A 25271-nucleotide genomic window follows, 5' to 3' on the forward strand; every position below is an offset into this window, starting at 1 on the left:
TCACCGGGTGCTCTTGGCCAGCGCGGCCAGGTGCATGGCGATGCCCAGCAGCGGGCCGCACAGCAGCGCGATCACCGTGCGGGTCTCCAGGTCCAGCGGAAGCAGCAGCAGAAGCGTCGAGGCGACCGTGGCCGACACCCAGCCCACCGAGTACGCCCGGTGCAGGGCCGCCGCGACGGCCGCCGCGCCGGTCAGCGTCAGCAGCGCGATGGCCACTGCCGCCGCGGTCAGCCAGGCCAGCAGCGCACCGTCGGCCAGGTACTCGGGCCCGAACCCGACGCGCAGCAGCGACGGCCCGAACACCCCGGCCGCCAGCACCCCGACCAGCCCCACACCGGTCACCACGGCCGCCGGCGCCACCAGCGCCCGCAGCCGTTCGGTGCGCTGGTCGACGAAGTGGGCGATCAGGTTGCCCTGCATCGCGGTCAACGGAACCAGAAGCGGGGCGCGGGTCAGCGTGACCGCCAGGATCACCACCCCGCCGGCCGCGCCCAGCTCACCCGTCGTCGCCTTGAGCAGCACCGGAAAACCCATCACCAGGACCGCGCTGGCCCCTGCTGCGGCGATGGAATGGGCGGCGCCGCGCAGAAACGTCGCCGTGCCGCCCGGGGTGCGCAGCCCGGCGGCCACCCGGGTGATCGGCGACACGACCAGCATGAGCAGCCATGCGACCGCACCGGCCACGGTCGCCCACAGGTAGCCGACCAGCCCCCAGCCGACGCCGAACGTCACCGCGGCCACCACCACCCGAAGCCCCGCATCGGTGACCATCAGCGACCCGTAGGGGGTCCACCGGTTCAATCCGGCCAACATGCCCAGCAGCGCGGCGTGCAGGCAGAAACCGGCCAGGCCGACGGCCAACAACACCACGCTCAGCCACCGGGCCTCGACGAACACCTGTGCCGCCCACAGCGGCGAACTGACGACGATAAGCGCGGCAGCGGCCACCCCCACCATGGCCGCGACCCTGACCGGATGGGTGCGCGGGCCCTCGGCGACCGCGACGTAGCCGGCCGAGCGCACCTCCCTGGTGGCCTCCTGCAGCAGCCCGAACGCCGCGCCGGTGACCAGACCGAACGCGCCCCAGAACACGCCGAACACCGCGAACCCCGACGGCTCCAGATCGCGCGCGGCCAGATACAGCACCGCGTAGCCACACAGCGCCGACACCGCGGTCGCCGCACCCACCCGCGCCACGCTGCCTTTGGTGACCGGGCCGGTGGGGGTGGCGGCGTCGGTCACGGCGGCGCATCCAGCGCAGGCAACGCCGCGGAGTGCAACCACACCTCGAACAGGGAGTCCAGCGACTCGTTCGCGTACTGCGTTGCCAGCGCAGTGAAGTCGTCGGTGACCACCGTGCTGTGCCGGTAGCGTTGGGTCCAGTCCCGAAGCAGCGCAAAGAATCGCTCGTCACCGAGGCGCCCGCGGAGCGCGTGCAGGGTTAGCGCGCCGCGCTTGTACACGCGGTCGTCGAACAGCCCCCGAACCCCCGGATCGGCCAGAACCAGATCCTGCGGCGCATCGGCCAGCCTCCGGTGGTAGTGCCGCGCCCACGCGTCGGCGCTGCGGTCTCCGGAATGCTCGGACCACAACCACTCGGCGTAGCAGGCGAAGCCCTCGTGCAGCCAGATGTGTTGCCATTGCTTGGCGGTGACCGAGTTGCCAAACCACTGATGCGCCAGTTCGTGAGCGATCAGCCGCTCGGCGCGCCGGCCGCGACCCGCGCAGTGGTTGGCCCCGAAAATTGAAACACCTTGTGCCTCAAGGGGTATTTCGAGATCATCGTCGGTGACCACCACCGTGTACCCGGCGGCGAGCGGATAAGGTCCGAACAACTCGACGAACAGCTGCATCATCTGCTGCTGGCGGGCGAAGTCGGAGGCGAAGTTCTTGCGCAGCCGGTCGGGCAGCACCGCAGCGATCGGCACGCCGTCGTCGGACACCGGATGCCGCTGGTACCTGCCGATCTGCAGCGTCACCAGATACGTCGACGTCGGCTCCGGCTGTTCGTAGGTCCACGTGGTCATCCCGGCGTGTACCCGCCGGGAGACCAGTTCGCCGTTGGCGACCGCGTAGTAGGGGCTTTCGGTGCGGATCCGGACGCCGACGCTGGCTTTGGCGCCGGGCCGGTCGTCGCACGGAAACCACGAGGGGGCGCCGTTGGGCTGGCCCGCCACCAGCGCGCCGTCGGTGAGTTCCTCGAATCCCACGTCGCCCCAATGGGATCGGACCGGTCGAGGGTTGCCGTTGTAGCGCACGACGATCGTCATCGTGGTGTCGGCGGGCAGGGCGTCCGCCAAGGTGATGTGCAGTTTGCCTGCGGAGGTCCGGAACCTGGTCGGGCGCGCACCGTTGACGGCCACCTTTGTCACCGAAAGCGCATCGGAGAGATCGAGCGTCGCCGTGCGCAACTGCACCGTCGTCTCCGCGGCGATGGTGGCGGTGCCCGACAACCGGTTTGTCGCCACCTTGTACTCCAGGTCGAGTTCGTAGCGCGAGACCCGGTAGCCGGAATTGCCGCTGTTGGGCAGGTACGGATCGACGACGCGGTCGGTGCTCTCGGCGTCGGTCACGCTGCGGTGTCTTCTGGCTTCTTGGACTTGCCCGCCGATTTGCTTTCCCGCTTCTTGCCCACGGACGTCCACGGCGCGATCGGGTTGCCCAGCCACCGGGTCGAGGCGGGCACCTCGTCGCCGCGCATGACGAGCGAGGCCGGTCCGACGGTGGTATTTCGGCCGATGCGCGACGCGGGTAGCGCCACGCAGTGCGGACCCAGCGTCGAACCTCCCTCGAGGGCAACGGTGTCCATCGCCATGATCCGGTCGTGGAACAGATGGGTCTGGACCACGCATCCGCGGTTGACGGTCGCCCCGTCCTCGATCGTGACCAGGTCCGCCTCCGGCAGCCAGTACGTTTCGCACCACACCCCGCGTCCGATCGACGCGCCCAGTGCGCGCAGCCACCAGTTCATCACCGGTGTACCGCTGGCCGCGCGGGCGAACCACGGTGCGGCGACCGTCTCCACGAAGGTGTCCGACACCTCGTTTCGCCACACGAACGACGACCACAGCGGGTGCGCACCCGCGCCGATCCGTCCGACCACAACCCATTTCGCGAGAACCGCGACGGCACCGGCCACCGCACCCGCGGCCAGCAGCACCACGCCGCTGCCCAACGCCGCCCACAGCCAACCGAATTCGACCGCCAGCCACTGCAGCCCGAACAGCACCGCGACACCGATCGCGAACGTCACCACCACCGGAACCATTCGGCAGGCTTCCACCAGCGCGCGTAGCGTCTTCAGCTGCAGCGGCGGGTCGAAGGTGCGCACCGTGTCGGTCGCGGCCGGCTTGCGGCGCAACCGAACCGGAGGGCTGCCCAGCCATGACGAGCCCGCCTTGGCCTTGTGTGGCGCCGCCGACAACACCGCGACCAGGCCGTCGTCGGGCACCTTGCGGCCCGGTTGTGTGATACCGGAGTTGCCGAGGAACGCGCGCTTGCCGATCGTCGCCTGCGCGACGTGCAGCCAGCCGCCGCCCAACTCGTAGGACGCCACCATGGTGTCGTCAGCCAAAAACGCGCCGTCTTGGACCACCGTGAACTTCGGTGTCAGCAGCACCGTTGAGATCTCGGTCCCGCGACCGACTTTCGCGCCGAGGATTCGTAGCCACCACGGCGTCAACAGGCTGGCGTACACCGGGAACAGGTAGGTGCGCGCGGCGTCCATGAGCCGCTCGGTGGCCCAGATCTGCCATCCGACGCGGCTGCGCACCGGGTGATAGCCGTCGCGCAATCCCAGCGATAACATCCGCACACCGATCACCGTCAGCAGCGCATAGGTGAGGACCGCGGCCAGTGTGGCCACCGGGGCCCACAGCAGCGCCGGCCCGATCGCCGCGGTCACCGAGGCGGTATCGCGCACGGCCCAACCGATCACGGCCAGGCCCGCACCCAGCGCCAGCAGCGGCAGACCGGCCAACAGAACCGACATCACCCCGTAGACCGCGACCCACCCCGGCGCCCGCGGCGGCCGATGGTCGGGCCACGGATGGCGGGCCTTGCCCGACTTGGCTGCCGGCGAGCCCTTCCAGTACTGGCCGTTCTTGACCTTGCCGATCACCCCGGAGCCTGGCGCCACGTCAGCGTTCTTGCCGACGACAGCCCCGGGGAGCAGCGTGGTTCGGGCCCCGATGCTGGCGTCGTTGCCGACCGTGATCGGGCCGACGTGGAAGTTGTCGCCGTCGACCCAGTACCCGCACAGATCCACTTCGGGTTCGACCGAGCTTCGGTGCCCGAGCTTGAGCATTCCGGTCACCGGCGGGGTGGAGTGCAGGTCGACGCCCTTGCCCACCCTGTTGCCCAGAGCGCGTGCGTAGTAGACCAACCACGGTGCGCCCGCGAGGTTTTCGGCGCCGCTGGCCTGCGCCAGCCGTTCGGCCAACCAAACCCGCAGATGCACCGGCCCGCCGCGCCGATATGTGCCTGGCTGCAGCCCGCCGAGCAGCATCCGGGCGCACAAAGCCGCGATGCCCATTCGGCCCAGCGGGGTGACGAACAGCACGAAACCCGCTGCCACCCACCACCAGTTGACCGGCCGGGCCCACGTCACCATGGTGGCCGCGATGTTGTTGGCGATCGCCAGCCAGACCACCCACTGCAGCCCGGTCAGCGTGGCCAGCGGCAGTGCAAGCGCGATCTGGGCTGCCTGGGTCAGCCGCGACACGGGGTTGACCGTGCGCGGCGCGACCGGCGGCGGCGCCCCGAGCTCGTCGAGGAAACCCGCGAGCGACCCGAGCCGGGGATGGTCGTACAAATCGCCGACCGTGACCTGCGGATAGCGTTGGCGCAGCGCCGACACCAGCTGCGCCGCGGCCAACGAGCCGCCGCCGAGCGCGAAGAAGTCGGCTTCGGAACCAGTGACCGGCGCCGCCAGCACCTCTTGCCACAGCCCGGCGACCCAGCCCGCTGTTCCGGACAGATCCGTTACCTCCTCGTCGGTGTCGCCGGGGACGGGCCACGGCAGCGCGTCGCGGTCGACCTTGCCCGAGGTGCGGGTCGGCAGTTCGTCGACCTGCACCAGACGCGGCACCAGCGCGGCGGGCAGGCGCTGGGCCAGCGTGGCGCGGGCTTCGGCGAGGTCGAACGACGCGTCGGTGCTGACGACGTAGCCGACCAGAACCGGTGTGCCGTTCGTCGTTTGCCGTACCGCGGCCGCGCCGCCGCTGACCCCGGGCAGGTTGACCAACGCGGAGTCGACCTCCCCGAGCTCGATGCGGCGTCCGCCGAGCTTGACCTGGTCGTCGGCGCGTCCCACGAAGTACAGCCCGTCGGTTTCCAGCCGCACCAGGTCCCCGCTGCGGTAGGCGCGCTGCCATGCCAACCTGGTGACGGGCGCGTATTTTTCGGCGTCCTTCTCCGCGTCCAGATAGCGCGCCAGGCCGACCCCGCCGATCACCAGTTCGCCCACCTCGCCGTAGGACACCTGTGCGCCGTCCTCGTCGACCACGGCCAGATCCCACCCGGCCAGCGGCAGCCCGATGCTCACCGGGCTGCGCCCGTCCAGTTTGGCCGCACACGCGACGACGGTGGCTTCGGTCGGGCCGTAGGTGTTCCACACCTCGCGGCCGGCCGAGTCGGGACCCGCGGCGAGCCGCTCGGCCAGCTCCGGCGGGCAGGCCTCACCGCCGAAGATCAACAGCCGCACGGACTCCAGCGCTTCGGCCGGCCACAGCGCCGCCAGTGTCGGCACCGTGGAAACCACGGTGATGTCGCGCGCCACCAGCCACGGCCCCAGGTCCATGCCGCTGCGCACCAGCGAGCGGGGGGCGGGAACCAGGCAGGCGCCGTGCCGCCAGGCCAGCCACATCTCCTCGCAGGACGCGTCGAACGCCACCGACAGCCCGGCCAGCACCCGGTCGCCCGGGCCGATCGGGTTGTCTTGTACGAACATTCGCGCTTCGGCGTCGACGAAGGCCGCCGCGCTGCGATGCGTCACCGCGACGCCTTTGGGGGTGCCGGTGGAACCCGAGGTGAAGATGATCCACGCGTCGTCTCGGGCCAGCGGACGCACTGCGCGCCAACCCCGTGACGAGCCGGGTCCGCGGATCAGCCCCTGTTCGGTGATGACCGCCACCACCTGCGCCTCGGTGAACACCAGCTCGGCGCGTTCGACGGGATCGTCGGCGTCGACCGGCACATAGGCGGCGCCGGTCGCCAGCGTCGCCAGGATCGCCACGTAGAGCGCGTAGCTGCCCGACGGCATCCGAACGCCGATGCGGTCACCCCGGCCGATCCCGCGCGCGGCCAGCCATTCGACGGTTTCCTCGATATCGCCGATCAACTCCGCATAGGTCAGCTGCACCGTGCCGTCGTCGAGCGCGGGCGCATCCGGATAGCGCTGTGCGGTCTCGTAGAGGATGTCGATGAGCGTGCGCGATTCGGGTGCGTACGACGACAACGCGTACTGAGGGGGCACCTCGGAAACAAAATCCCCAGTCACGCCTACAAAGTACTAAGCCGACCCGGCCGCGCCGCCGCGCCGCACACGACGGCTGATCACAATTGCGACAACGACGGCGGGGCCGGCATCGGGCCGCGGTGTAGCCGCTGGTTCTGGGGGTATCCCGCGGTCGGGATTTCTTGTCGGGCCGACCGACCTGGCAGACTCGCAGCTGGAGGGGAGTATTCCTTCGCCGCGGTATCGTCATCACGTTGGCCGTCATCGGACGACCGGTGCCGCGGGCCGACACGACGGTTTCGTGCGGTGGAAGAGACCTCCGGCGCTTTGACGACCGGAGGTTTTGGTGAACGTAAGCGGACTCGAGTGGGCGATCACGCTGAGCGTGACGATCGCGATCCTGCTCTTCGACGTGGTCATCATCGGCCGCCGCCCGCACGAACCGACCAAGCGCGAAACCGGAACGTACCTGTCGATCTACATCAGCCTCGCGATCGCGTTCGGGCTGTGGACCTGGTTCTTCCACGGCAGCCAGTACGGGTTGGAGTTCTTCGCCGGGTGGCTGACCGAATACAGCCTGTCGGTGGACAACCTGTTCATCTTCTTGATCATCATGGCCAGCTTCAAGGTGCCTCGGATCTACCAGCAGCAGGCGCTGCTCGTCGGCATCATCCTGGCGTTGATCTTCCGTGGCATCTTCATCGCGCTCGGTGCCGTCGCGATCAACCAGTTCTCTTGGGTCTTCTACATTTTCGGTGCCTTCCTGCTCTACACCGCGGTGGGACTGGTGCGCGACACCGATCATGACGACGACGCCGAGAACCGGGTGGTGCGCTTCGCCCGCAAGCACATGAAGTTCACCGACACGTGGGATGGCCTGCGGTTGTGGGTGCGGGAGAACGGCAAGCGCGTGATGACGCCGATGTTCCTCGTCATCGTCGCGCTGGGCACCACCGACCTCATCTTCGCGCTGGACTCGATCCCGGCCATCTACGGTCTGACCCAGGAGCCCTACCTGGTGTTCACCGCGAATGTGTTCGCGCTGATGGGCTTGCGCCAGCTGTACTTCCTGCTCGGTGATCTGCTCAGACGGCTGGTCTACCTGTCGAAGGGGCTGGCGTTCATCCTCGCCTTCATCGGCGTGAAGCTGGTGCTGCACGCGCTGCACGAAAACGAGGTGCCGTTCATCAACGGCGGTGAGCATGTCCCGGTGCCCGAGATCCCCACCCTGGTCAGCCTGGGCGTGATCGTGGTGACGTTGGTCATCACCACGGTGGCCAGCCTGTACAAGACGCGGGTGCGCGACGTGAAGAAGAACGGCGCCGAGGTCCCGGAGAATTCTGAGGAATCGGAGCCGCACTCGCACAAGGGTTAGCTATATCTAGCTAGGGCAACTAAAAACCCTGTTCGTAGCTCTAATTAATGGGCTGGAGATATAACTGGGAATTTGCTCAGCAAATGGCACTTCCCTGGTGCTGCGGTGCGGATTCTTCGGCGGGGTTGATCGGCGAAATTCCGGCTCGCGAAATTTGCGGGGTTGGTCCTACGATGGCGACGGCTTAGCTGTCTCGGATCACCTTGAAGAAAGCGGGGACCCTTTCGTGTGTGACGCCACTTCTGGCACCGGCCGTCGACCGCGGTGACGGCCGAGACGACGAAAGGCGCCGCACAATCCGGGGTACCCGCACGCGCCGACGTCGGCCGAAACCACAAGCGGGCGCGGATAATCGGCCTAGACGGCATCCGTGGTCTACTGTGCCTGAGCATCGCCATCACCCATGTGACCGGCTACTACACGAAAAACACGGCCGACACGTGGAAAACCAACCTGTTCGGCTTCTCGTTGGTGTATTTCTTCGTGCTCAGCGGGTTTCTGCTGTTTTTGCCATATGTGCGAAACCTCGTTGCCCGGTCGGACATGCCGGATGTGCGTAATTACGCGATACACCGCCTGGCCCGAATTATGCCGGCATACCTCGTCATTTTCTTGATCGTCAATTTTGTGTTGCAGCTTTCCTACGTCGGCAATGCGGCGATGATGCCCGACGACGCCCGCACCGGAATCGGCATGATCACCGATCCGGCGGAGTTGCTGGCCAACCTGGCGTTGGTGCAGACCTACATCCCGGCCTTCATCCAGACCGGTATCGGCCCGTCGTGGTCGCTGACCCTGGAGTACGCGTTCTACCTCACGCTTCCGCTGCTGGGCTGGGTGATTTTTCGGACGGGCACCCGCAGCAGACGCAATCCGTTCCTGGTCGCGCTGCTCGCACCCGCCATCCTGCTGGGCATCGGGTTGCTGGGCCGTGCGCTGACCCCGTTGGTCAATCGGTACGCGGGCACCTCCGACTTCATCCTGCTCAACTGGGGCCCGAACATCGCCGCGGTGTTCACCAGGAGCATCCTGACCAACGCCGACAACTTCGCGATGGGCATGCTCGCCGCGGTCGTGTTCGTCGCGATCGAGCACGGCGTGCTGTCCGAGCGCGCGAGCCGACGCGTCCGGACGCTCAGCGCCGCGGCGATCTTGCCCGTGCTGGTGGTGGGCGCGGCGATGTTCGCCTTCGCGGTGTCGTTCGTCACCGCCGTGGTCGGCGTGGTCGCCGCGCTGATGATCCTGGTCGTCGTGGTTCCGCTGGCCCGGGGCGAGAAGTCCAAACTGGCGCGCACGCTCGATGTCCGGCCGATCCGCTATGTCGGCGAAATCTCGCTGTCGGCCTACCTGTGGCATTTCCCGCTGCTGCTGCTGCTCGGCCAACTCGGCTGGATGGCCGGCGACACGCTACCGGGAATGCTCTACAACATCGTGGTGCTGCTCGCCGTAACGGTTCTCGCCGCGACCGTGACCTACTACCTGGTCGAGAAGCCGGCGATGAACTACGCCAGAAGGCGCCGCACAAGCGTGCGCCGCCAGGCCGAGGCGGCGTAGCTCGGCCTCACACTGCTCACACTTCAATGGGTGGGTACAGCCGCTCGATTGTGTACTGCCGGTTGCGTCGCGCCGACCACGCGGTGGCGGCCAGCGACGCCGCGGTGATGGCGGCCAGCACCGCGATCGCCACCCACAGCCGCGAGTCGATACCACCCACAGTCAGCTGGCGTAACCCGTTGACGGCGTAGGTCATCGGGTCGACGTGGTGAATGATCTGGAACGGCTTCGGCGTGGTCTCCACCGGATAGATACCGCCGGCCGAGACCAGCTGGAACATCAGGAACGCCAGCGTGACCACCCGGCCGACCGCAACGCCGAACAGCGCGTTGAACGCCTGGATGAGCGCCAGGAACGCGCCCGCGACCAGGATCAGGAACGCGACGGTGGCCGCCGGGTAGACCGCCTTCAAGCCCACGCCGAAATGCACCACCGCGTACATCACCAACACCTGGCACACCACGATCAGCAAACCCGGCCAGTAGGACGCCAGCGCGACGCGCAGGGCGCCGAGGCCGTTGACGATCGGGCGAGGTTGCAAGGGCGTCAACAACATCCAGATGATCAGCGCCCCGATGAACAAAGCCAACGACAGGAAGAACGGCGCGAACCCGGTGCCGAACGTCGGCGCGGCGTTGTGGGTCACCTCATCGAGAGCCACCGGCTGGGACAGGGTTTCGGCGACCTGGTTGCGCTGCTGATCGGTCCAGTGCGGAACGCGTTCGGCCCCTTCGCGTAGGCCGTGCGCGAGTTCCACGCTGCCGCTTCGTAGTTGGCTGGTTCCGGCGGCCAGCTTCGCCGCGCCCGCCGACAGCCGCTCACCCCCGTCGGACAGCGCCACCAGCCCGGCGCGAAGTTGGTTCGCCCCGGTGCTCAACTGGTTTGCGCCGTCGCGCAGAGCCACCACGTCGTCGAGAAGACCGCCGTCGAGCGCCTTGGTCAAAAACGTCCGCAGCTCACTGCTCGGGTCGGCAAGCTCGGTTTCCAGTGCAGCGGCCTTGTCCCGCAACGCGATCAGACCTTCGTCGGTGGTCGGATCGATGTCGTTGGCGCGCAGTAGCCGCTGGGTGCCTGCCAACGTGTCACCCAACGCCCGCACCGCCGGGTCGGGATTCGCCCGCAGCGCGCCGACCACCGTGTCGACGACGGCCGCGGCCTGCGCCTGATCGACGTTGAGCGCGGCCACCCGGTCACTGGTCGACTTCACCAGCCGGGACAGCCCGACCGCCAGGTCGCCGACCTCCGCCGGGTCCAGACCAAGCCCGCTCACCCGGTCGAGTACAGACAGCAGCGGATCCGTTGCGGTGCCGATGCCTTCGGACAACTGCGCGGCACCGGCGGCCAGCGCGGCCGAGCCGTCGCGTGCGGTCACCAACCCGTCCGACAGCGCACGCGACCCGCTCGCCAGCTCGTGTGCACCGTCGTCGGCCTGCGCCAGGCCCGCCGACAACCGGTCGGCGCCGTCGGCGGCCGTCACCAGCCCGGCGCCCGCCTCGGTCACACCGGTGAGCACCTGACCGACCGTCTGCTGCCCGACGCGCGCGTTGACCTCGTTGAGCACCTCACGCGCGGCGTTCTGCCCGATGATCGACGCCAGATAGTTGTTGGAGTTGTCGAAGGTGAACCGGATCTTGGCCGGGTGCGGATCAGAACCCGCCGGCGATGCCACCGCGGCGCTGAAGTCCTCCGGGATCGTGATCGCGAAGTAGTAGTGCCCGTGGCGCACCCCGTCGGCCGCCTCTGCGGCCGACATCTCGTGCAGGTCGAGCTGCCCGGAGTCCAGCAGCGAACGGGCCACCTGGTTCCCGGCGTTGACCTGCTGGCCCTGGCTCTGCGCCCCGCGGTCCTCGTTGACCAAGGCCACCGGCAGCTTGTTGACCTCACCGAACGGATTCCAGAACGCCCACAGGTACATCGCGCCGTACAGCAGCGGCATCAGGATGATCGTGGTCAGCGCCAGTCGGGGCAGCACACCGCGGGAATAGCGTTTGAGGTCGGTACCCAGAGACATCCCCGCAAGCATCGTCATCGACCTTTCTGCCGGGCCTTCTGGTCGGCTACCAGCTCTTCGCGCGAGGTGTTGGCCACCTCGATCTGCGCATGAACACCGTCGTGGCTGACCCCGTTGACGGTCGTCGTCACGACCGTCTGCGTCTCACCCAACGAGATCAGCCGGTTCAGCACGGTCTCGCGGTGACGATCGCTGGTGACGTGGTCGAGGTCGCCCACCACCAGCAGCGGCGGCCGTCTGGTGTTGGCCAGCGCGATCCGCAACAACAACCGGTCGCCCTCGCCCAGCTCCTCGACGAACTCGTCCAGCGGCGGTAACGGCAGCTCCCCGAACACCGGGCCGCAAACCGCGTCGACGTCGGCCTGGCCGGCGCGGCGCACCAGGCGGTACCACGCGGCGTCCCAGCGCAGCTGTTCGGTGATCAGGTCGGCCACGGTGACCGATTCGGCGACAGCGTCGAGCTCATCGAACCCGGCCAGCGCCGCGCACCGGAAGATGTCGTCGACGGCGGTGCGGCCGAACACCGAAAGCGAGCCGCTCTGCGGTTTCATCCGGCCGGCCAACGTCATCAGCAGCGCGGTGCGCCCCGAACCGCTCGGGCACACCAGGACGGTCACCCCGCCTGCTTCGATCTCCAGATCGACGGGGCCGTACACCGGCCCCCACGGCCCCGACACGGTGATGCCGCGAGCAATTACCTTGTCCGACACCGCGACCTCCCGCGCCCTGGGCGCGCTTTAGTGACCCTGCGTTTTGAACCGGTCGATCGACGCCTTGACCTCGGCCTCGGCCTTGTCGCGGCCCACCCAGTCGGCGGCCTTGACGTACTTGTTCGGCTCGAGGTCCTTGTAGTGCACGAAAAAGTGCTTGATCTCCTCGAGCAACTGCCCGGGCACGTCGGCCAGATCCTGGATGTGATCCCAGCGCTTGTCGCCCGCGGGCACACACAGCACCTTGTCGTCGCCGCCGGCCTCGTCGGTCATCTGGAACATGGCCACCGGGCGGACGTCGACGAGGCAGCCGGGGAACAGCGGTTCGGGCAGCAGCACGAGGGCGTCGAGCGGGTCACCGTCCTCGCCGAGCGTGTCTTCGATGAATCCGTAGTCGGTCGGATAGCCCATCGAGGTGTAGAGGTAGCGGTCCAACTTCACCCGCCCGCTCTCGTGGTCCACCTCGTACTTGTTGCGCGAACCCTTCGGGATCTCGATGACTACCTCGAACTCCACCGGCGGCTCCTTGCCCTGTGCAAACGGTCTGGGGGACGGGCATCACCCTAATAGAGCGATACGCTGCACTACGGGGCGGTCGACAGATCAGGAGAGTTATGCGGCCCACGAAGTGGGGGCCATCCACACATGTGCTGGTCGGGGTGGCCGTACTGGTGCTGGTCGCCGTCGTGGTGGCGACGGCGGCCGTGCTGACGACGGGACACACCGACGCCGCGGCGGTCAAGCCGACCCCGCCGGCCGTCACCGCCGACCCGGCCGTCGTGCCGGTGTCGGACTCCGCGCCCAAGCCCACACCTGAGCTGCTGGCGGCGCGGCTGGCCCCGGCGCTGGCCGACCCCAACCTCGGGCACTTCACCGGGCGCATCGCCGACGCGATCACCGGCACCCAGCTGTGGGAGCAGGGCGCCGACGTGCCGATGCAGCCCGCATCGACCAACAAGACGTTGACGACGGCCGCCGCGCTACTGGCCCTCGACCGCGACGCGCGGTTGACCACCCGGGTGCTGACCGGCGACCAACCCGGCGTGGTGGTACTCCAGGGCGGCGGCGACCCGACACTGTCGGCGGCGCCGAAAGGCAAGGACACCTGGTACCGCGACGCCGCGCGCATCAGCGACCTGGCCGAGCAGGTCCGTCGCAGCGGCATCGACGCCACCGCCGTGCAGGTCGACGTCAGCACGTACAGCGGCCCGACCATGGCGCACGGCTGGGACCCCGCCGACATCGACGGCGGCGACATCGCGCCGATGCAGCCGGTGATGCTCGACGCCGGGCGCACCCAACCCGTCAGCGTCGACTCGGCCCGGTCGCACACGCCCGCACTGGACGCCGGGCGCGCGCTGGCGGTCGCGCTGGAGGTCGACCCGGCCAAGGTCACCGTGTTACCCGGCCCCGCACGCGGCGGTAAGGAGATCGCGGCGGTGCAGTCGCCGCCGCTGATCAACCGGCTGCGCGAGATGATGAACGCCTCCGACAACGTGATGGCCGAGGCGATCGGGCGTGAGGTCGCCGCCGCGGTCGGCAAACCGCAGAGCTTCGACGGCGCCGCCAGCGCGGTGCTGGGCGAGCTGAAGGCCGCCGGCGTCGACACCACCGGGGCCAGGCTGTTCGACTCCAGCGGGTTGTCGGTCGACGACCGGCTCACCGCGAAGACGCTCGACGAGGTGGTCAGCGTCGCGGTTGGCGACGAGCACCCCCGGCTGCGGCCGCTGGTGGACCTGATGCCGATCGCGGGCGGCAGCGGCACGCTGTCCAACCGCTTCCTCGGCACCGAACCGGGCCGGGAAGCCGCCGGATTCCTGCGGGCCAAGACCGGATCGCTGACCGGAACCAACACGCTGGCCGGCTTTCTCACCGACGCCAGCGGACGGGTGTTGACGTTCGCGTTCATCTCCAACGACGCGGGGCCCATGGGCCTCGTCGCGTTGGACACCCTGGCCGCCACCCTGCGCTCGTGCGGATGCAGCCCATGAGCCCGGCCACCACCAACGAGGTGACGGTCGGACGCGCTGTCGACTGGGAGTTCGCCGCGACCGTCGGCGCCAAACTGGCCAGGCCCGGCCCAGCCACCACCGACTACACCCGCCGCCAGGTCATCGACCAACTCAGCGAAGCGTCGCGGTCGGCCGAACTGCCGGTGCGTGAGGTCACCGGGCTCACCGAGGGCGGCGAGGTTCCCGACGCGCGCATCGTCGACCGCGCCCAGTGGGTGCGCGCGGCCACCCACTCGATGCGCGTGATGACCGGCGGGCAGGACAGCGACGGACAGCGGCCGAACATCCTCACCGGCCGGATCACCGGCGCGCAGACCGGTGCCGTGCTGGCGTTCGTGTCCTCGGGCATCCTCGGCCAGTACGACCCGTTTGGCCGCGACGGCGGTGAGCTGCTGCTGGTGTACCCCAACGTCATTGCGGTGGAACGCCAATTGCAGGTGCAGCCTTTTGATTTCCGGCTCTGGGTATGTCTGCACGAGGTCACCCACCGGGTGCAGTTCCGGGCCAACCCGTGGTTGGCCGATCACATGTCGCGCGCTCTTGGGGTGCTCACCGACGAGACCGAGAACGACGTCACCGAGGTGGTCGGCAGGCTCGCCGAGTTCGTCCGCGGCCGTCGCGGTGACACCGGAAATGGTGCGGTCGAACCGAATTCGGAGGGTGTGCTCGGGCTGCTGCGTGCCGTGCAGTCTGAGCCGCAGCGCAAGGCGCTGGACCAGCTGCTGGTGTTGGGCACGCTGCTGGAGGGCCACGCCGACCATGTGATGGACGCGGTCGGTCCGACGGTGGTGCCGTCGGTGGCCACCATCCGACGCCGGTTCGACGAGCGGCGCCAGCGCAAACAACCGCCGCTACAGCGGCTGCTGCGGGCGCTGCTCGGGTTCGACGCGAAGCTCAGCCAGTACACCCGCGGTAAGGCGTTCGTCGACCACGTCGTATCCAAGGTGGGCATGGAGCGGTTCAACGCGGTGTGGTCCGGACCCGAAACCCTGCCGCTGCCAAGCGATATCGACGAGCCGCAGCGATGGATCGACCGGGTGCTCTAGCCGCGCTGCACGAAGCGGTCAGCGGTTTTGCCCGCGACTTCTGCGCAGCCGACGAGCGTTGGTGTGTGGCACTCTCCGGCGGGCCCGACTCGCTGGCGCTGACGGCAGCGGCGGCGAAGGTCAAGCCGACCACCGCGCTCGTCGTCGATCACCAACTGCAGCCGGGCTCCGCGGCGGTCGCCGCCACCGCCCGCGACCAGGCGATGACGTTGGGATGCGTTGACGCCCAGGTGCTGCGCGTCGACGTCGGCGCTCGGGGCGGGCCGGAAGGCGCGGCCCGCACGGCGCGCTACCGGGCCTTGGACGGGGCCCGCGGCAACGCGCTGGTGCTGCTGGGTCACACCCTCGACGATCAGGCCGAGACCGTGCTGCTGGGGCTCGGCCGCGGCTCGGGGCCGCGGTCTATCGCCGGGATGCGATCCAGCGACCCGCCGTGGGGTCGTCCGCTGCTGGGCGTGCGGCGCAGCGTGACGCACGCGGCGTGCACCGAACTGGGCGTGACACCGTGGCACGACCCACACAACAGCGACCGGCGTTTCACCCGGGTGCGGTTGCGCGCCGAGGTGCTGCCGCTGCTCGAGGAGGTCCTCGGCGGCGGGGTGGCCGAGGCGTTGGCGCGCACCGCGGGTGCGCTGCGCGCTGACACCGACGCGCTCGACGCGTTGGCACGGCAGGCGTTGACGGACGCTCGCGATGGGGTAGGGCTGGACACGTCGCGGCTGGCGGTGCTGCCGGAGGCGATCCGGCGGCGGGTCATCCGCGGCTGGCTGCTGGCGGGCGGGGCGAGCGGGCTGACCGACAAGCACATTCGGGGGGTCGACACCCTGGTGGTGGCATGGCGGGGCCAAGGCGGGGTGGCCGTGGGATCGCCGCTGCGCAATCAGCGGCTGATCGCGTCGCGGCGTGACGGCGTGCTGGGACTGCACACTGAACCGGTCTAGACACCGCGCCTTGGTCGGCGGATCGGCCGCATGGCACGCTGTGGGCGTGGCTGAGCGATCCACCGAGCTGTACAACGGCGACATCAAATCGGTTCTTCTTCCGTCCGACGAGATCCAGGCGAAGGTCGCCGAGCTCGGCTCCCGCATCGCTGACGACTACTGCGAAACCATCGGTCCCGGCGGGCAGGATCTGCTGCTGGTCACCGTGCTCAAGGGCGCGGTGTTCTTCGTGACCGATCTGGCGCGCGCGATCCCGCTGCCCACGCAGCTGGAGTTCATGGCGGTCAGCTCCTACGGCTCGTCGACGTCGTCGTCGGGGGTGGTGCGCATCCTCAAGGACCTCGACCGCGACATCCACGACCGCGACGTGCTGATCGTCGAGGACGTCGTCGACTCCGGGCTGACCCTGTCCTGGCTGCTGCGCAACCTGGCGTCGCGGCGGCCGCGTTCCCTGCGGGTGTGCGCGCTGCTGCGCAAACCCGATGCGGTGCGCGCCGACGTGGAGATCGCCTACGTCGGCTTCGACATTCCCAAGGAGTTCGTCGTCGGTTACGGGCTGGACTATGCCGAGCGCTACCGCGACCTCAACTACATCGGCACGCTCGACCCCAAAATCTACGAACAAGGCTGACCCGCTTTGGTGCCCAACCGGCGCCCGGGGAGCCAACGGGACAAACGGGCGGGAAAGTGCGAGAAGAATCGTGCAAAACGTCGATTTCGGCGGAGGATGGGGTGATGACCCAGACAGCTCTGCGGATCTGCCCGCTGTGTGAGGCCACCTGCGGCCTGACGCTGACGATCGCCGATGGCCGGGTCACCGGCGCCCGCGGTGACCGCGACGACGTGTTCAGCCACGGGTTCATCTGCCCGAAGGGTGCCAGCTTCGCCGAACTCGACAACGACCCCGACCGGCTCGTCCGCCCGCTGGTTCGGCGCGACGGGAAGCTGACCGAAACCAGCTGGCAAGAGGCGTTCGAGGCGGTCGCCGAGCGCCTCGGTGCCGTCGTCGCCGAGCACGGCGGCCCGTCGGTCGGCGTGTACCTGGGTAACCCGAACGCCCACACCGTCGCCGGCGCACTGTACCCGCCGGTGCTCGTACGGGCGCTGGGCACCCGCCAGGTCTACTCCGCCAGCACCCTGGACCAGATGCCCAAACACGTCGCATTGGGCCACATGTTCGGCAGCCCGGTCGCGTTCACCGTCCCCGACCTCGACCGCACCGACTACCTGGTCGTCATCGGTGCGAATCCCCTTGTCTCCAACGGCAGTCTGGCCACCGCCCCCGACTTCCCCGGCAAGCTGCGCGCGCTGCGCAGGCGCGGCGGCCGGCTCGTCGTCATCGACCCGGCCCGCACGCGCACCGCAGAGCTCGCCGACCGCCACCTGGCCCCGCGGCCGGGCACCGACGCCGCGCTGCTGTTCGCCGTCGTGCACACCCTGTTCGACGAGGATCTCGTCGCCCTCGGCGCGTTGGGCTCCGTCAACGGCGTCGACGACGTGCGTGCGCTGGCGGCCGACTTCGCCCCGGACGCCGTCGCCGCCTACTGCGGGGTGGCCGCCGACGACATCCGCGTGCTGGCCCGCGAGATCGCGGCGGCGCCGTCGGCGGCGGTCTACGGCCGAATCGGTACGTCCACAGTGGAATTCGGCACGATCGGCAGCTGGCTCGTCGACGTCGTCAACGTGCTGACCGGCAATCTCGACCGGCCCGGCGGCGCGATGTTCCCGCTGTCGGCGGTCGCGCCAGCGCCCCGACCGCCGAAGGCAGGCCGCGGATTTCGCACCGGACGCTGGCACAGCCGCGTCTCCGGACACCCCGAGGTGCTCGCCGAGATCCCGGCCGCGGCCCTCGCCGAGGAGATCGACACCCCCGGCCACGGGCAGATCAAGGCGCTGATCACCATCGCAGGCAACCCGGTGCTGTCCACCCCCGACGGCGACCGCCTCGACCATGCGCTCGCCGGGCTCGACTTCATGCTTTCCATCGACCCGTACCTCAACGAGACCACCCGCCACGCCGACGTCATCCTGCCGCCACCGCCGCCGTCGCAAAGCGCGCACTTCGACGTCGCGCTCAACAACCTCGCCGTACGCAACAACGTCCGGTACTCGCCGCCGGCACTGCCGCTGGCCGAGCGCCCCGACGAACCCGAGATCCTGTCCCGCATCGCGCTGATCCTGTACGGTGTTGGGCCAGAAGGTGATCCGGCGCTCGTAGACCAGCAGGTGATCGCGACGACGCTGGCCAAGGAGGCCGCCGATCCGCACTCGCCCGTCGCCGGGCGCCCCGTCGAGGAACTCACCGCGATGCTCGACGAGGCCCCGGGTTACGAGCGGCGCCTCGACATGATGCTGCGACTCGGACCGTACGGCGACGCGTTCGGCGCCAACCCCGACGGCCTTACGCTGGCCCGGGTCAAGGCCGCCCCGCACGGCATCGATTTCGGCCCGCTGCAACCGCGACTGCCCCAGGTATTGCGAACCCCAACGGGCCGAATCGAACTCGCCCCCGAGCCGTTGGTCGCCGACGTGCCCCGGCTGCGCGAGGCCCTCGGCGTCCGCCCCGACGGGTTCATGCTCATCGGCCGCCGACATCTGCGCTCGAACAACAGCTGGATGCACAACCTGCCCGCGCTGGCCGGAGGGACGAACCGGTGCACGCTGCGGATCCACCCAGCCGACGCCGCCGAGTTGGGCCTCACCGACACCGGCACCGCGGTCGTCAAGGGACCCGGCGGTGAGCTACTGGCGCCCATCGAGTTGGCGCCCGGCATGCGCCGCGGCGTGGTGTCGCTGCCGCACGGGTGGGGCCATGACCGCGACGGCACCGGGCAGACGGTCGCCTCGAACCGCCCGGGCGTCAACGTCAACCAGATCAACGACGGCAACCGGCTCGATCCGTTGTCGGGTACCGCTGTGCTCAACGGCATTCCGGTGGACATCGCCCCTGCGGGCTAGGTGAGCTCCCACACCACCGTCACCGTAAAGCCGACCGTCTCCTCGCCGGGTTCCAGTGGGACGGTGGCCATTTCCGCGCCGCGCGGAGCTTGCAGCGGCGTCGGTGGCGGCGGCTGCTGACCGGTCGCCTCCGAGATCGATATGACCTGGCCCAGCGCCGAACCCGACAACTCGGCGTACTGTTCGGCGCGGTCTCTGGCGTCGTCGAATGCCCGGCTCCGGGCATCGCGGACCAACTGTGAATCGTCCTCGAGCGAATAGTTCACCGAGTTGATCCGGGTCGCGTCGCCGCCGCTGCTGACGATCAACGCCAACGCCTGCGACGCGGCGTCGAGTTGGCGGATCTTGATGTCGATCGAATTGGTCGCACGGTAGCCGACGATGGCCTGCGGATCGTCGCCGCCGCCGGCGAACTGCGGCTGCAGGCTGACCTCCGCGGTGCTGATGTCCCTGTGCTCCACACCGGCGTCCACCAGCGCGTCGATCACCGCCTGCTGACGTTCGCTGGTCTGGTTCATCGCACCGGTCACATCGGGAGCGACGGATGCGATGGACGCGTTGATGTTGAGGGTGTCCGGCTCGCCCTGCACCTCACCGGAACCCTGCACGGTCACGTGTCGCGCATCGCCTTGCGCGCTGGTCGTCGGCCCCGATGTCGCGTCGCAGCCCGCTACGACGAGGATGAGCCCCGCGGCGAGGGCGAGCAGTCTGGTCGGCGTCTTCGCCCGTACAGCGGTCGGCATGCCTGGCACGATACCGGCACGGTGTCCCCAGTACCTTGGGCCAGGTCGTCGCGCAGTACGGCGGCGCGCATCAGCCCTCCCGGTCCTTGAGTTCGTCGGTGTGCTCGGTGATCGCGTTGACGATCGCTTCGCCCGCCCGGCCCAGCAGTTGGTCGCGCATGTCCTTGGCCCAGTCGTGCGACGCCCGCGGTGCGGTCAGCTGACCCTTGAAGTGCGGAATCACTTGCCGAGCGAACAGTTCGTAGGAGTGATACGTCGCCTGCGGCGATGCCCAGTCGTGGCCCAGCAGCAGCAGCGTGCCGAAACCGCCGGACTGTTCGAGCAGATCGTGGATGTGGGTGATCGCGTCACCCGGTGTGCCGATACAGCAGTTGCCCTTGCTCGCATACTCTTCGACGAACTCGCGCGGGGATTGTTCACCTTCGACGTTGTTGGACAGCGGCACGAACCCGGCCGCACCGAAGTAGTTCGCGAAATCCGGTAACCCGTAGGTGCAGTCGTCGATCGCCTGCTCGCGGGTATCGGCCAGGTGCATGATCGACAGCACCCGCCAGTTGTTGCGGTCCGGTGCCGCGCGTCCCGACTTCTCGGCCTGATCGACGACCACCTGCCAGGTGTTCTCCAGCGCGGCGTATCCGCCCGGCACCGACATCGACAGCGAAAGCAGCGACGTGCCCAGCGCCCCGGCCAGTCGCGGTCCTGACGGCGAAATCATTGCTGCGGTGGATATTTCGGGATACGGCCAGGTGTAGGGCCGGATGTGTAGGGCGGCGTCGCGCAGGGTGAACCAGTCCGACGTCCTGGTGATTCGTTCGTCGGGTGCCGCGCGGAACAGTGCCAGGATCGCGTCCAGCGACTCCTGCATCATGCGGCGCTGGTCGACCGGATCGATGCCCATCATGTAGGCGTCCGACGGCAGCGCGCCCGGCCCGGTGCCGAACATCACCCGGCCGCGGGTGATGTGGTCCAGCAGCACCCAGCGGTCGGCGACCATCAGCGGATGGTGGTAGGGCAGCGACACCACACCGGTGCCGAGCCGGATGTGTTTGGTGCGTTCGGCGGCCGCGGCGATGAACACCTCGGGGCAGGCGATCAGCTCGTAACCACCGGAGTGATGTTCACCGAACCAGACCTCGTCGTAGCCGAGACCGTCCAGGGCGACGGTACGGTCCAGGTCGTATTCCAATGCCAGCGTGGGGGATTGGCCCACCGGATGAAACGGCGTGATGAACACTCCGAAGTTGAGTGGCCGCGTCATCTATAGCTCCAATCGCTTGAGGAATTCGACGAGTTCGGCGTTCACCTCGGTGGGACGCTCCTGCTGAATCCAGTGCCCCGCACCCTCGATCATCACCTCGCGGTACTTCCCGGTCACCAGGTGGTGGACGCGGTGGCGGGGCGTGTAGGCAAGCGTCGGGTCGGCGGTGCCGCCGATGAACAACGCGGGCACGGTGATGGTGGCGGCCGGTGTCGACGCCGTCAGCTCCCAGTTGCGGTCAAAGCAGCGATACCAATTCAGCGGTGCGGTGAACCCGTGGGCGGTGAACTCGGCGACGTAGTGGTCGAACTCCTCCTGGCTCAGCCAGTCGGGCAACCCGCCCGGTTCGGGGATGCGTTCGATGAACCCTTCCGGCCCGTGTTGGACCATGCGTAACGCGGCCGCCTCGTCTGCGGGCGTCGTCAGCGACCCGAACAGCTTGCGCATCGTGGTGGCCGGATCGCGGTTCAGGTCGGCGTCGGCGGGCCCGGGCTCCTGGAAGTAGAGGATGTAGAAAAAGTTGTCGCCGAAGATCTTGCGGAACGCCTGGGTGGTCGGAACCCGCGAGCGCGGCACCGGCGGCACGCTCAACCCGGCCACTCCGGCGAACCGGTCCGGGTGCAGCAGCGGTGCCGACCACGCCACCACCCCGCCGAAGTCGTGGCCCACGATCGCCGCCCGTTCGGCGCCGACGTCGTCGAGCAGACCCACCAGGTCGGCGCTCAGGTCGACGACGGTGTAGGCGTCGATTGCGTCGGGCTTCGACGAGCCGCCGTAGCCGCGCTGGTCGGGGGCGAGCACGTGAAAGCCCGCGTCGGCCAGCGCCGGGATCTGATGCCGCCACGAATAGGCCAGCTCGGGAAAGCCGTGGGCGAGTAAGACGAGCGGGGCGCCGCGCTCGCCCGCCTCGATCACCCGCAGGTGCACGCCGTTGGTTTCGACTAACCGTTGGGTCGAGGTCCGCACGGTCACTACCAAAGCACAGTTCGGCCGCGGCGCGAACGTGGATTACCCGCACGGCCCGAGCGCTCGGCGCGTGCCGGTAACCCACGTTCGGCGCACTACGCCCCGGATAGGGCGGCACCCGTCGGGAACCTTGACTCGTTGGTATAGCGGTAGCCTGGAAGTTCCCAGCTGCACGTATCGGAAGGAGACCGGCCGCGGGCGGCCGAAAGACATGACGCCGACGAAGGCCGAGGCTTGATGAACCGCAAAAATGTGATCCGCACGCTGACCGTGATCGCGGTGCTGTTGTTGCTGGGTTGGTCCTTCTTCTACTTCAGCGACGACACCCGCGAGTTCAAGCCCGTCGACACCTCGGTGGCGATGGCGCAGATCAACAACGACAACGTCGAGAGCGCGCAGATCGACGACCGTGAACAGCAGCTGCGGCTGGACCTGAAGAGCGGCAACCCCGACACCTCCGACAGCGACAAGATCATCAGCAAGTACCCGACCGGCTACGGCGTGACGGTGTTCGAGGCGCTGCAGAGCAAGGGCGCAAAGGTCAACACGGTCGTCAACCAGAGCTCGATGCTGGGCTCGCTGTTGATCTACCTGCTGCCGCTGCTGCTGCTGGTCGCCCTGTTCGTGATGTTCACCCGCATGCAGAGCGGTGGGCGGATGGGCTTCGGGTTCGGCAAATCGCGTGCCAAGCAGCTGACCAAGGACATGCCCAAGACCACGTTCTCCGACGTGGCAGGTGTCGATGAGGCCGTCGAAGAGCTCTACGAGATCAAGGACTTCCTGCAGAACCCGAGTAGGTACCAGGCGCTGGGCGCCAAGATCCCCAAGGGTGTGCTGCTCTTCGGCCCGCCCGGCACCGGTAAGACGCTGCTGGCCCGTGCCGTCGCCGGCGAGGCCGGGGTGCCGTTCTTCACGATCTCGGGTTCGGACTTCGTCGAGATGTTCGTCGGCGTCGGCGCCTCCCGGGTGCGCGACCTGTTCGAGCAGGCCAAGCAGAACAGCCCGTGCATCATCTTCGTCGACGAGATCGACGCAGTCGGCCGCCAGCGCGGCGCCGGTTTGGGCGGCGGCCACGACGAGCGCGAACAGACGCTGAACCAGCTGCTGGTCGAAATGGACGGCTTCGGCGACCGCCAGGGCGTCATCCTGATCGCCGCCACCAACCGCCCCGACATTCTCGATCCGGCGCTGCTGAGGCCTGGCCGCTTCGACCGACAGATCCCGGTCACCAGCCCCGACCTGGCGGGCCGGCGGGCCGTGCTCAAGGTGCATTCGGCGGGCAAGCCGATGGCGCCCGACGCTGATTTGGAGGGCCTGGCCAAGCGCACGGTCGGGATGTCCGGCGCCGACCTGGCCAACGTCATCAACGAAGCGGCGCTGCTGACTGCGCGCGAGAACGGCACCGTCATCACCGGGCCGGCGCTCGAAGAGGCCGTCGACCGCGTCGTGGGCGGGCCGCGCCGCAAGAGCCGCATCATCAGCGAGCACGAGAAGAAGATCACCGCCTACCACGAGGGCGGGCACACCCTGGCCGCGTGGGCGATGCCCGACATCGACCCGATCTACAAGGTCACGATTTTGGCTCGGGGCCGCACCGGCGGGCACGCGATGTCGGTGCCCGAGGACGACAAGGGTTTGATGACCCGCTCGGAGATGATTGCGCGGCTGGTGTTCGCCATGGGCGGACGCGCCGCCGAAGAGTTGGTGTTCCGTGAGCCGACCACCGGGGCGGTGTCCGATATCGAGCAGGCCACCAAGATCGCGCGCGCGATGGTCACCGAGTACGGCATGAGCTCCAAGCTCGGCGCGGTGCGCTACGGCACCGAACACGGTGACCCGTTCTTGGGCCGCACCATGGGGACCCAGGCCGACTACAGCCACGAAGTGGCCCGCGATATCGACGACGAGGTGCGCAAGCTCATCGAGGCCGCCCACACCGAGGCGTGGGAGATCCTCACCGAATACCGCGACGTGCTCGACACCTTGGCCGGCGAATTGCTGGAGAAGGAGACGCTGCACCGCCGCGAGCTCGAGGCGATCTTCGGCGACGTCAAGAAGCGTCCGCGGTTGACCATGTTCGACGACTTCGGTGGCCGGGTGCCGTCGGATAAGCCGCCGATCAAGACGCCCGGCGAGCTGGCGATGGAACGTGGCGAGGAATGGCCCAAACCGATGCCCGAGCCGGCGTTCAAGGCCGCCATCGCGCAGGCCAGCAAGGAAGCCGCTGCCCGGCAGGCCCAGAACGGCGCCAACGGTCACGGCAGCAACGGAGCCCCCGGCCCCGGTGCGACCCAACCGGACTACGGCGCGCCGGCCGGCTGGCACGCCCCCGGGTGGCCGCCGCAGCCGCAGCACCATCAGCCGTCGCATCAGCAACCGCACCCGCAGCAGCAACAGCCGCAGGGCTACTGGTATCCACCGCCGCAACCTCCCGGGTGGCATAACCCCGGTGCCGGCGGGGCCCCGCCCTATCCGCAGTATCAGCAGCCCTATCCGCAGCCGTCGGCGCCGAACCCCAACGACGATTCGCAGGACAACGAACGGTCCGGCGATAGGTCCAACCCGCCGGCGCACGGCTGACTGCCAGCAGGCTCTCACAGGAGGCGTATATGACGCGGTCGCAGCGCAGTTCGGCCACGATCTTCCCCAATGGCTTCACGCCCGCGACGTTCGACCAGACGCGGGCCGAGGCGGCGGTGCGCGAGCTGCTGCTCGCCGTGGGGGAGGACCCCGACCGCAACGGGCTCGAGGACACCCCGGCCCGGGTGGCGAGGGCGTACCGCGAGCTGTTCGCGGGCCTGTACACCGACCCGGACGCCGTGCTGGACACCACCTTTGATGAACAGCATGACGAAATGGTGCTGGTCAAGCAGATCCCGTTGTACTCCACGTGTGAGCACCACCTGGTGTCGTTTCACGGCGCCGCGCACGTCGGCTACATCCCCGGCGCCGACGGCCGGGTGACCGGGCTCTCCAAGATCGCCCGCCTCGTCGATCTGTACGCCAAGCGTCCACAAGTACAAGAACGGCTGACCGCACAGATCGCGGATGCGTTGATGCGCAAGCTCGATCCGCGCGGTGTGATCGTCGTGATCGAAGCCGAACACCTCTGCATGGCGATGCGCGGTGTCCGCAAACCCGGTGCCATCACCACCACCTCGGCGGTCCGCGGCCAGTTCAAACATGATGCGGCGTCGCGGGCCGAGGCGCTGGATCTCATCCTTCGGAAGTGAGACCGGC

General features: G+C 68.6%; 17 protein-coding genes and 1 pseudogene. 9 read left to right on the forward strand and 9 right to left on the reverse strand.

Going from position 1 to position 25271, the window contains the following annotated elements; all coding sequences use genetic code 11:
* Genes ABQF13_RS06765 through ABQF13_RS06775 form a run of 3 tightly spaced genes read right to left on the reverse strand, consistent with a single transcriptional unit; the run spans position 1 to position 6499 of the window.
* A complete protein-coding gene (locus tag ABQF13_RS06765; RefSeq protein WP_448391924.1) occupies positions 1-1284 on the reverse strand; it encodes a hypothetical protein in 1284 nt (427 codons plus the stop codon).
* Positions 1239-2573, reverse strand: a complete 1335-nt coding sequence (locus ABQF13_RS06770; RefSeq protein WP_448391925.1) for a M1 family metallopeptidase — start codon at positions 2571-2573, stop codon at positions 1239-1241. The genes ABQF13_RS06765 and ABQF13_RS06770 overlap by 46 nt, the downstream gene beginning before the upstream one ends.
* Complete coding sequence (locus ABQF13_RS06775) at positions 2570-6499, reverse strand: Pls/PosA family non-ribosomal peptide synthetase (RefSeq protein ID WP_448391926.1); 3930 nt, start codon at positions 6497-6499, stop codon at positions 2570-2572. The genes ABQF13_RS06770 and ABQF13_RS06775 overlap by 4 nt, the downstream gene beginning before the upstream one ends.
* A 304-nt stretch (positions 6500-6803) precedes the next feature.
* On the opposite strand from ABQF13_RS06775, the gene ABQF13_RS06780 reads away from it, so the two are divergent.
* Both ABQF13_RS06780 and ABQF13_RS06785 read left to right on the forward strand, forming a co-directional pair.
* Positions 6804-7832, forward strand: a complete 1029-nt coding sequence (locus ABQF13_RS06780; protein WP_448391927.1) for a TerC family protein — start codon at positions 6804-6806, stop codon at positions 7830-7832.
* A gap of 264 nt (positions 7833-8096) precedes the next feature.
* A complete protein-coding gene (locus ABQF13_RS06785) occupies positions 8097-9386 on the forward strand; it encodes an acyltransferase family protein (protein WP_448391928.1) in 1290 nt (429 codons plus the stop codon).
* Positions 9387-9402: 16 nt separating this feature from the next.
* Here the strand turns inward: ABQF13_RS06785 and ABQF13_RS06790 are convergent, their stop codons facing one another.
* The 3 genes and pseudogenes from ABQF13_RS06790 to ABQF13_RS06800 form a co-directional block, all read right to left on the reverse strand.
* Positions 9403-11397: a YhgE/Pip family protein gene (locus ABQF13_RS06790; RefSeq protein WP_448391929.1), complete on the reverse strand. Its 1995-nt coding sequence runs from the start codon at positions 11395-11397 to the stop codon at positions 9403-9405.
* A 14-nt stretch (positions 11398-11411) separates the two neighbouring features.
* The gene (locus tag ABQF13_RS06795) at positions 11412-12107 is read right to left on the reverse strand and encodes an ATP-binding cassette domain-containing protein (protein WP_448391930.1); all 696 of its coding nucleotides are present in this window, start codon (positions 12105-12107) and stop codon (positions 11412-11414) included.
* Positions 12108-12134: 27 nt separating this feature from the next.
* Positions 12135-12632, reverse strand: a pseudogene (locus ABQF13_RS06800) (inorganic diphosphatase); the annotation flags it as partial.
* 89 nt (positions 12633-12721) lie between these two features.
* On the opposite strand from ABQF13_RS06800, the gene dacB reads away from it, so the two are divergent.
* From dacB to ABQF13_RS06825, 5 genes are all read left to right on the forward strand, one after another.
* Positions 12722-14098 carry a D-alanyl-D-alanine carboxypeptidase/D-alanyl-D-alanine endopeptidase gene (gene dacB / locus ABQF13_RS06805; RefSeq protein WP_448391931.1) on the forward strand — a complete coding sequence of 459 codons (1377 nt, stop codon included), beginning with the start codon at positions 12722-12724 and terminating at the stop codon, positions 14096-14098.
* Positions 14086-15165, forward strand: coding sequence for an Rv3626c family coenzyme F420 biosynthesis-associated protein (locus ABQF13_RS06810; protein WP_448392048.1), 1080 nt, complete (start codon positions 14086-14088; stop codon positions 15163-15165). Before dacB ends, ABQF13_RS06810 begins: the two co-directional genes overlap by 13 nt.
* Positions 15144-16106, forward strand: coding sequence for a tRNA lysidine(34) synthetase TilS (gene tilS, locus ABQF13_RS06815; RefSeq protein WP_448391932.1), 963 nt, complete (start codon positions 15144-15146; stop codon positions 16104-16106). Before ABQF13_RS06810 ends, tilS begins: the two co-directional genes overlap by 22 nt.
* Positions 16093-16737 carry a hypoxanthine phosphoribosyltransferase gene (gene hpt / locus ABQF13_RS06820; protein WP_448392049.1) on the forward strand — a complete coding sequence of 215 codons (645 nt, stop codon included), beginning with the start codon at positions 16093-16095 and terminating at the stop codon, positions 16735-16737. Before tilS ends, hpt begins: the two co-directional genes overlap by 14 nt.
* A 104-nt stretch (positions 16738-16841) precedes the next feature.
* The gene (locus tag ABQF13_RS06825) at positions 16842-19064 is read left to right on the forward strand and encodes a molybdopterin-dependent oxidoreductase (RefSeq protein WP_448391933.1); all 2223 of its coding nucleotides are present in this window, start codon (positions 16842-16844) and stop codon (positions 19062-19064) included.
* Here the strand turns inward: ABQF13_RS06825 and ABQF13_RS06830 are convergent.
* The 3 genes from ABQF13_RS06830 to ABQF13_RS06840 form a co-directional block, all read right to left on the reverse strand.
* Complete coding sequence (locus ABQF13_RS06830) at positions 19061-19807, reverse strand: SIMPL domain-containing protein (RefSeq protein WP_448391934.1); 747 nt, start codon at positions 19805-19807, stop codon at positions 19061-19063. The two genes, ABQF13_RS06825 and ABQF13_RS06830, sit on opposite strands and share 4 nt — an antisense overlap.
* Positions 19808-19877: 70 nt before the next feature.
* Positions 19878-21065, reverse strand: coding sequence for an LLM class flavin-dependent oxidoreductase (locus ABQF13_RS06835; RefSeq protein WP_448391935.1), 1188 nt, complete (start codon positions 21063-21065; stop codon positions 19878-19880).
* A complete protein-coding gene (locus tag ABQF13_RS06840) occupies positions 21066-22031 on the reverse strand; it encodes an alpha/beta fold hydrolase (protein ID WP_448392050.1) in 966 nt (321 codons plus the stop codon).
* A gap of 237 nt (positions 22032-22268) precedes the next feature.
* Here ABQF13_RS06840 and ftsH point away from each other — a divergent pair, with 237 nt between their 5' ends.
* Positions 22269-24611: an ATP-dependent zinc metalloprotease FtsH gene (gene ftsH, locus ABQF13_RS06845; protein WP_448391936.1), complete on the forward strand. Its 2343-nt coding sequence runs from the start codon at positions 22269-22271 to the stop codon at positions 24609-24611.
* A 29-nt stretch (positions 24612-24640) separates the two neighbouring features.
* A complete protein-coding gene (folE, locus tag ABQF13_RS06850; RefSeq protein WP_448391937.1) occupies positions 24641-25264 on the forward strand; it encodes a GTP cyclohydrolase I FolE in 624 nt (207 codons plus the stop codon).
* Positions 25265-25271 lie beyond the last annotated feature (7 nt).

This window comes from Mycolicibacterium sp. XJ879 (assembly GCF_053483935.1).

What these genes read in the sequence shown, in the direction of transcription:
- ABQF13_RS06790 (WP_448391929.1), bottom strand. Translation starts at nt 11,397, where the DNA reads ATGTCTCTGGGTACCGACCTCAAACGCTATTCCCGCGGTGTGCTGCCC.
- dacB (WP_448391931.1), top strand. Translation starts at nt 12,722, where the DNA reads ATGCGGCCCACGAAGTGGGGGCCATCCACACATGTGCTGGTCGGGGTG.
- ABQF13_RS06810 (WP_448392048.1), top strand. Translation starts at nt 14,086, where the DNA reads ATGCAGCCCATGAGCCCGGCCACCACCAACGAGGTGACGGTCGGACGC.
- tilS (WP_448391932.1), top strand. Translation starts at nt 15,144, where the DNA reads ATGGATCGACCGGGTGCTCTAGCCGCGCTGCACGAAGCGGTCAGCGGT.
- ABQF13_RS06825 (WP_448391933.1), top strand. Translation starts at nt 16,842, where the DNA reads ATGACCCAGACAGCTCTGCGGATCTGCCCGCTGTGTGAGGCCACCTGC.
- ABQF13_RS06830 (WP_448391934.1), bottom strand. Translation starts at nt 19,807, where the DNA reads ATGCCGACCGCTGTACGGGCGAAGACGCCGACCAGACTGCTCGCCCTC.
- ABQF13_RS06835 (WP_448391935.1), bottom strand. Translation starts at nt 21,065, where the DNA reads ATGACGCGGCCACTCAACTTCGGAGTGTTCATCACGCCGTTTCATCCG.
- ftsH (WP_448391936.1), top strand. Translation starts at nt 22,269, where the DNA reads ATGAACCGCAAAAATGTGATCCGCACGCTGACCGTGATCGCGGTGCTG.
- folE (WP_448391937.1), top strand. Translation starts at nt 24,641, where the DNA reads ATGACGCGGTCGCAGCGCAGTTCGGCCACGATCTTCCCCAATGGCTTC.